This window comes from Elusimicrobiota bacterium (genome assembly GCA_026388075.1).
In the GTDB taxonomy this organism is placed as follows: domain Bacteria; phylum Elusimicrobiota; class Endomicrobiia; order Endomicrobiales; family JAPLKN01; genus JAPLKN01.
In genome coordinates this window covers 1-6,968 of record JAPLKN010000100.1, presented here as the reverse complement: position 1 = coordinate 6,968, position 6,968 = coordinate 1, and the positions used below count along the sequence as shown (strand labels likewise).

8 protein-coding genes are annotated in these 6,968 nt (G+C 36.1%); 1 reads left to right on the top strand and 7 read right to left on the bottom strand.

Going from position 1 to position 6,968, the window contains the following annotated elements:
- The 6 genes from NT145_05340 to NT145_05315 all read right to left on the bottom strand — a co-directional run.
- On the bottom strand, positions 1-443 hold a 443-nt coding region (locus NT145_05340), incomplete at its 3' end, for a PfkB family carbohydrate kinase (GenBank protein MCX5782108.1).
- Positions 444-505: 62 nt separating this feature from the next.
- Entirely contained in the window at positions 506-1,552 is a 1,047-nt protein-coding gene (locus tag NT145_05335) for a DUF3108 domain-containing protein (GenBank protein ID MCX5782107.1), read from the bottom strand.
- Entirely contained in the window at positions 1,553-2,119 is a 567-nt protein-coding gene (locus tag NT145_05330; protein MCX5782106.1) for an HAD family hydrolase, read from the bottom strand.
- A complete protein-coding gene (lpxK, locus tag NT145_05325; GenBank protein MCX5782105.1) occupies positions 2,080-3,105 on the bottom strand; it encodes a tetraacyldisaccharide 4'-kinase in 1,026 nt (341 codons plus the stop codon). The genes NT145_05330 and lpxK overlap by 40 nt, the downstream gene beginning before the upstream one ends.
- A complete protein-coding gene (locus NT145_05320; GenBank protein ID MCX5782104.1) occupies positions 3,105-3,863 on the bottom strand; it encodes a glycosyltransferase family 2 protein in 759 nt (252 codons plus the stop codon). The genes lpxK and NT145_05320 overlap by 1 nt, the downstream gene beginning before the upstream one ends.
- 378 nt (positions 3,864-4,241) lie before the next feature.
- Positions 4,242-5,348, bottom strand: coding sequence for a glycosyltransferase family 4 protein (locus NT145_05315; protein ID MCX5782103.1), 1,107 nt, complete (start codon positions 5,346-5,348; stop codon positions 4,242-4,244).
- 189 nt (positions 5,349-5,537) lie between these two features.
- Here NT145_05315 and NT145_05310 point away from each other — a divergent pair, with 189 nt between their 5' ends.
- Positions 5,538-5,753, top strand: coding sequence for a hypothetical protein (locus tag NT145_05310; protein MCX5782102.1), 216 nt, complete (start codon positions 5,538-5,540; stop codon positions 5,751-5,753).
- A 310-nt stretch (positions 5,754-6,063) separates the two neighbouring features.
- Here NT145_05310 and NT145_05305 read toward each other — a convergent pair whose 3' ends face one another.
- The gene (locus NT145_05305; protein MCX5782101.1) at positions 6,064-6,801 is read right to left on the bottom strand and encodes an alpha/beta fold hydrolase; all 738 of its coding nucleotides are present in this window, start codon (positions 6,799-6,801) and stop codon (positions 6,064-6,066) included.
- Between the last annotated feature and the right edge of the window lie 167 nt (positions 6,802-6,968).

Sequence of the window (6,968 nt, the reverse complement as noted above, 5' to 3'; positions counted from 1 at the left end):
GGGACAATTAGGCTTATTTTTTCTTCCAACTGTTTTTCGATATCTTGCGAAAATGTTCCTTTTATTTCTTTGTCCACCCGCACAACCTGCTGATGCTGGGCAATGATTCTCGTTTTTATTATTGTAGGCCTAGAATCATTTACAACTATTCCGTCGGTTGCTATATTTTTTGTTTTAAGAGAATCTCTTATTTGCTCCCCAACCAAATCGTCCCCTATTACAGCAATTACATTTACCTTTGCCCCTAAACTTGATAGATTATTGGCAACATTTCCTGCCCCGCCCAAAGCCTGGGTTTCCTTTGTAACTTCAACCACGGGCACGGGAGCTTCGGGAGAAATTCTTAAAACATTTCCCCATATAAACCTGTCCACCATTATATCGCCAATGACAAGAATAGACTTTTTTCTGAATTGTGGAACAAAATTGATTAGATTTTTCATATCTTTTGTATTTTAGCTAATGGATTTAAATTTATTAGCTCATTTTAACAAATTTTTACTATTTATTCCATACTTTTTAGTCGCGCCGTAATAGAACCTATAGATATTTGGGACCTCATCATAACTGGAGCTTTTCTTTGATCCGCAGTTACCCATATCCATAGCCTGCCGCTTGATTTAAAGATACCTGTACCTTCCTTAACATGGGGCTCTAAAATAAAACATTCAAATTCGCCGGCAGGAACTTTCTTTTTTTCCCTGCCAAGAACTTTAACAATAAGTGGGTATGACTTATCTCCCGAATTTACATCAATGGAATAATCTTTGCCGACCTCAAGTTCTTTGGTTCTTATATAATAAAGGGAAGAAAAAGCATCATGTATCCATGGAAATATATCTCCGCTTTCTTCTTTTCCAACAACGCTATATTTAAGGTTTATCTGATCGTAAAGTACTGTTTTTGTTTTTATCTCGTCTTTTTCATATGCATTTTCCGAATATTTTAAACTGCAAAGACTTTCCGTATCTATCCATGATTCGTACATATTTCTTACCTTATAAATTTTGTCAAAAAAAGGAGTTGATCGGGTTTCATTAACTATATGATAGGCCGGTCTGTCTCCTACATTTTCTATTCCCCGCACTTCCAATGTGGCATAACCAATTGTAAGAAATTTCCAGGAAACCTCAAACAAAAGTTTTTCATTGGCAGGAAAAGCGTTATTGGTTTCTTTTCTCCATACAAAAGGGCCGGAAGAAACTTCAATTGGCTGAAATTGAGTTAAAGACATAGATGAACCGGTTACTGATATTGTTTCAGGCAATTCTAAGGGAAGATTTGGAATAATAAGGACATTGCCTATTCTTATTTTATGCGGATTTTTAATTCTGTTTGCTTTAGCAATTATCGGATATTTTTTCCCATCAGAATAATATTTATAGGCAATTTTTGCAAGAGTATCGCCTTCTTTTACTAAATGTATAATAGCCTTGGAGTTTTCCTTATCTTCTTCTTGGCAAAAAGAAAATGTCGTTTCAAATAAAAGGACGATTAGAACAAGAATTAAAAAACAAATATTTTGGTAAATTTGATATATTTTATTTTTCATTTAATTTTTTACCATGTATTTGGCCGCGTAAAGAAAGTTTTTAAATATTTTTTCCGGTTTAATTAATATTTTATCTTTTTTTATTTTTTTAAGCTCCTGTTTCCCGTGTCCGGTTAGTATAAATATGCCTTTTCCGCCCATATTTTTCCCGAGCAAATAATCATTGGCATGGTCGCCGACGGTAAAAGATTTTTTCAAATTAATATTAAACTTTTTTTGTGCCCGTTTTACCATTCCAAGATTGGGCTTTCTGCAATCGCATCCTGAGTCCGGCCCATGAGGACAAAAATAGACTGCATCCAGCTTTACCCCTTTTCTTAAAAGCATACTTTCAAGATATTTATGAATCTGTTTTAATTTATTTGTTGTCAAAAAACCTCTTGCAATGCCAGATTGATTTGTAACTAAAATGAGCTTAAATTTCTTTTCTTTCAAAATCTTTAAAGCTTCTACCGCACCCGAAAGAAGTTTTATTTCATTTACTTTTCGTAAATAATTTTTTTCATGTATTATGGTGCCGTCACGATCTATGAAAACCGCGCGGTTTTTTTTATCTTTTCTTCCCAAATATTTTCTCCGTTTTCAAACTTTAATTCAATATCAAGCGAGTATACCCTTTCCGTGACGCTATTATCTAAAGTCTCAAAAACTTTTTTTAAACGTATTGAATCTTTTGCTGTAGTAACTATATAAGACCGGTCAGAAACCGATGCAAACACTTTTTTTATATCTTTTTTAGAAAACCAATGATGGTCTCTAAATTTAAAATGCTGTATCACATTAAGGCCGAGTTTTTCAAGTGTTTTCTTAAATCCAATGTTTTCGCCTATTGCCGATAACGCAACTATTGGCTTGTCTTTCAGTTCAGAAATAGCTGATATTTTTTTGTCCTTTATCCTCGTTAGCTGAACAGGATTATATTCAGCCCTTATCGGCTGTATACCAGCCTCAGAAATAAGCTTTTTTTCAATAGATTCGGTATTTTTTGACAAATCGCAATTGTTAAGAACAACAATATCAGCTCTTTTCAATGAAGATAAAGGCTCTCTTAAAATACCGGACGGAATAAGAAGCCCGTTCCCGAAAGGATTTAAAACATTTATGCATACGATATCAAGATCCCGCTCAAGATCCCAGTGCTGAAATCCGTCATCTAAAATGAAAACATCCGGAGAAAATTTATCTAAAACCATTTTGGCAGAATTAAACCTGTCTGACCCAGAAACAACTATTGCGCCGGGAACACTTTCAGAAATTAAGTATGGCTCATCACCCGATATTTCAGCCGGAACAAGCATATTTTTGCCGTCACTTACTAATACAATTTTATTCTCTTTCTTTTTGTATCCCCTGGTAAGTATACAGGGCTTTAGACCGAGAGAAATTAAATATCTGGCGGTTTTAATTACTAAAGGAGTTTTACCGGTCCCTCCCCACGTTATGTTTCCTATGCTTATTACCGGTTTCGGAAGTTTCCTTGTCTTAGTAATTCTTCTGTCAATTTCTAGTCCAGCTCTATAGAGGAAAGAAAAAGGATATAAAAATTCTCGCATTAAGATATCTTTTTGTAATATTTTTCCCAAAGTTTGATAAACTTTATCGCCGTATAATATGCATAAAGAAAGGAAAGTATAAACCCGACTTTACCATCCCAAAAACCCAACTTCTGAATATACATCTTATGAAAAAAGGCTAAAGGATATACTATAAGCTGAATTATTTTAAATTTTTTACCCTCATTAAACATCTCTTCGGCTCTTAGTGAAGAATATCTATCCATTTTTTTCATAAACTGGTCTAAACTTAAAAAAGGATATTGTAAAATATGCCCTTTAAGGTACCCTATTTTGCCATTAAGTTTATACGATTCATGAACTAATTGTTCAGTATATTTCATTTTATTTTTATTAAAAAACTGCGGCTGCCTGTAATCGGGATACCACCCGCAATGCCTGACCCAATACTTTAAGAAATGACTTTTTCTGGGAACATAATAAGCGTCAGCCTCAGGGCCTTTGGATAATTTTTCAAGAATTTCGTTTTTAAGCTCTTCCGTTACTCGCTCATCAGCATCAACGCTTAACACCCAATCATTTGCACAATGCTCAAGCGCTATATTTCTCAATTTTCCGAAACCTACAAACTCCTTTTGAACAATTTTATTTGTATATTGTCTTGCGATATCAAGGGTTCCGTCGGTGCTGAACGAATCCATAATAACAATCTCATCTGCCCATTTTACGCTCTCAAGGCAGTCTTTTATTTTTTCTTTTTCGTTAAAAGTCATAACATAAACTGAAAGTTTATTCATTAAACCTCCTGACTTCGCATTACCGTTAAAACAATCTTCTTTTTTCGTATCGCATTAGCCCCAGGACTTTCTTATTTATTTTCTAAAAGAAATTAGATTTTAATATAAATTGTAAAATCTAAGAGTCGTGTTTACAGTTTTTCCCCATTGAGCCGGTTATGAGTCGAGCATTTTTAAGGGAGTCTTCGGTTTTTCGTGTTTGAGCCCCATCATGGCAAAGCCGAAGGGGCGAGTTGAAAAACCGCCTGAAAAATGCGAGCGAATGGCTCACAGGGTGCATTTCTTTTAATTACTTTTCTTTAGGCAAGTAAAGAAAAGTAATCCAGGGGTGCAGGGGCGGGAAAGCCCCGCGATTTCCCCTGTTTTGTAAACAGATCTTCAAAGTAATACATATAATTCCCTGTAAACATTTATAACATTCTTGATCATATTATTTATACTGAACTTTTCATTAACAAATCTAGCCGCTTCTTCCCCCATCTGCTTCAACTTAGGTTTATTTAAAAGTAGCTGCTGAATACTCATGGCTAGAATTTCCGGATTTTCGGATGGAATAAGTATGCCCGTAATCCCATTCTGAAAAGTTTCCGGGATTCCGCCAATATCAGTGCCTATCACCGGCTTTCCCATGCCCTGAGCTTCAACCATTACCTGCCCAAACCCCTCTTTATCCCAGGAAAGAAAACAAAATATATCCATAGCCGCTATATATTTTTCTATTTCTTCCTGATACCCCGGGAAAAACACTATATCCGAAACACCCAGCTTTTGCGCCATCTTTTTCAAATCTTCAAGTATTGGCCCGGTCCCGACTATCAAATAGCGGTTATTGGAAAGCTTATTTTTCAGCATCGCAGCAGCTTCAATAAGATATTGCTGTCCTTTTCCTTTCGGCTTGTTCATCTGGCCAATTGTGCCGATTACATCTTTTCCTTCAAGGCCATATTTTTTTCTAACTTCGCTTGCAGAAACCTTTGAATTAAACCTTTCAAAATCGGTGCCGTTATATACCACCTGAATTTTTTCTCGCGGAACATTTTCCCTTTCTTGGAGATCTTTAGCGACAATTGATGAAATTGCGATAACTTTATCCGCTAATAGATAATGCGTCCTCGTATAAAACATGTGGGGAATATGCGCATGCCTGTGAAAGACAACCTTCGTTTTTGATTTGCGCAGAAATTTCATAATTATGCAGGGCCAAAAAACCTTACCCTGATGAGCATGAATTATATCAATATTTTCTTTTTGAACTATCCACCAAAGCTTAAGAATACCTATCGGATCAAATGAGCCTTTTATCATGATTGAAAAGTTTTTAAGGTTCATTTTTTTTGCATATTCTATCAAATAGCTTTTCTTAGGTGCTGCAATATAATTTTGAAGGCCTTCTTTTTCAAGCCCTTGGGCAAGCGAAAGCATAAGCTTTTCAGCCCCGCCTGCTGTCCATGAAGAAAAAAGATGAAGGACTCGCTTAGAAAACATTGTATTATTATATTATTTTATTAAATTTTTATAAACCTTTATTGGAAATATTTCTCAAAGGAATAATTGACAGTTTAGTAACAAAAATATACAATTTTTTCATTCTTAAGGTTTAAGGTTATATTGTTTTATAGCAAAAACCTTTGTCCGTTCCCTATTTGAAGACAAAATAAAAAGGAGGTGTAAAAAATGAAAAAAGTTTTATTCATCTTAGTATTTGCAACGATAGCATTTGTTGGCTGCAAAAAGGCAAAAGAAGCTGCCGCGCCAATGACAGCGGCACCCACTCCAATTGAAGTAACTGTTTCAACTGTTACTGCGGCTCCCGCTCCATTAGCCCGTGCGGCTAAACCGGCACCGGCAAAACCCGCTAAAAGAATCCCGGTAAAAGCAGTAAGAAAATAAAAGGTTTTGTTATTATTATTATGACTAAAAAGGCAGGAATTATTAGTTCCTGCCTTTTTTATTTTTCATCTCTTTCTTATTATTAATGAACCTCCCCGCAGTCCGCCCAGGGCGGACGGGGTAACCAATAACTTCTCCCTTTGAAAAAGGGAGATTGTCAGCCCAAGGCTGACCAGCCGTGGGCGGGAGAGGGATTTGACGTTATTGAATCTTCCTCACAAACAGTTCGGTCCAAAGACTTCCCCCTCACCCCTCTTTTTCAAAGAGGGGAACATCTGTTACCCCGCATCAAGATGCGGGGAATTGCAAGTTAAAATGTCTTTTCAAGCCAAGAATCACATATTTTTATGAATTGTTCCGGAAATAAAACAAATATATTTTCCGCGTGGCCTGCGCCTTTAATAGTCTCCAGTTTTTTTGGTCTTTTTGCTTTTTCAAATAACTTTTGTCCGTGCTCCGCTTTTACCAGCCAGTCTTCGTCACCCTGAATAAAAAGTATTGAACGGGGAGAAATTTTTTGGACTACATCTATCGGCCTTACCTTCCTGATCAGCGGGCTGCCCGGCCTAACACCCTTGCCTTTTTCAATAAAACTTAAATTCAGTTCAATATCTTTTCTCACTTCTTTTTCCCATATGCGAAAATTTATTTTCCAAACATCATAAGGCGAGCTAACAGCTATAACATTATCAACATGAATATCATAGCTTGCCTCAATAATTGCGGTAGCGCCTCCCAAAGAAAATCCCAAAACTGCAACTTTTTCATAGCCTTCATTTTTTGCATAATCAACAATTGCGCGCAAGTCCTTATCCTCAAGAGCAGTCCATGTAAAAAAATCTCCGCTTTTTCCATGCCCCCTGAAATCAAAGGTTATTACGTCATATTCATTGGAAAAAACTTCAGCAAGTTTTTTCATTACAAAAATATCTTTATTGAAATAAAATCCATGGGCAATGATAATGACTTTCTTAAATCCGTTTATATATTGGTCAAACGCAATACGGATATCATCATCTGTTTTAATAAAATCTGTCTTGAAACTCATATTTTTCCCTTTTTAAAATAGGGACAGGGTAAGCTCAAGTTACCAATGCAACACTTGATTCCTGTATATTATACAGGACGAAAGGAGTTGCATATGACCCAGTATCACAGATTAACTGTTAATGAACGCGAAGAGATTAGCCTTGGGATAGCCCAAGGGCGCAGCAG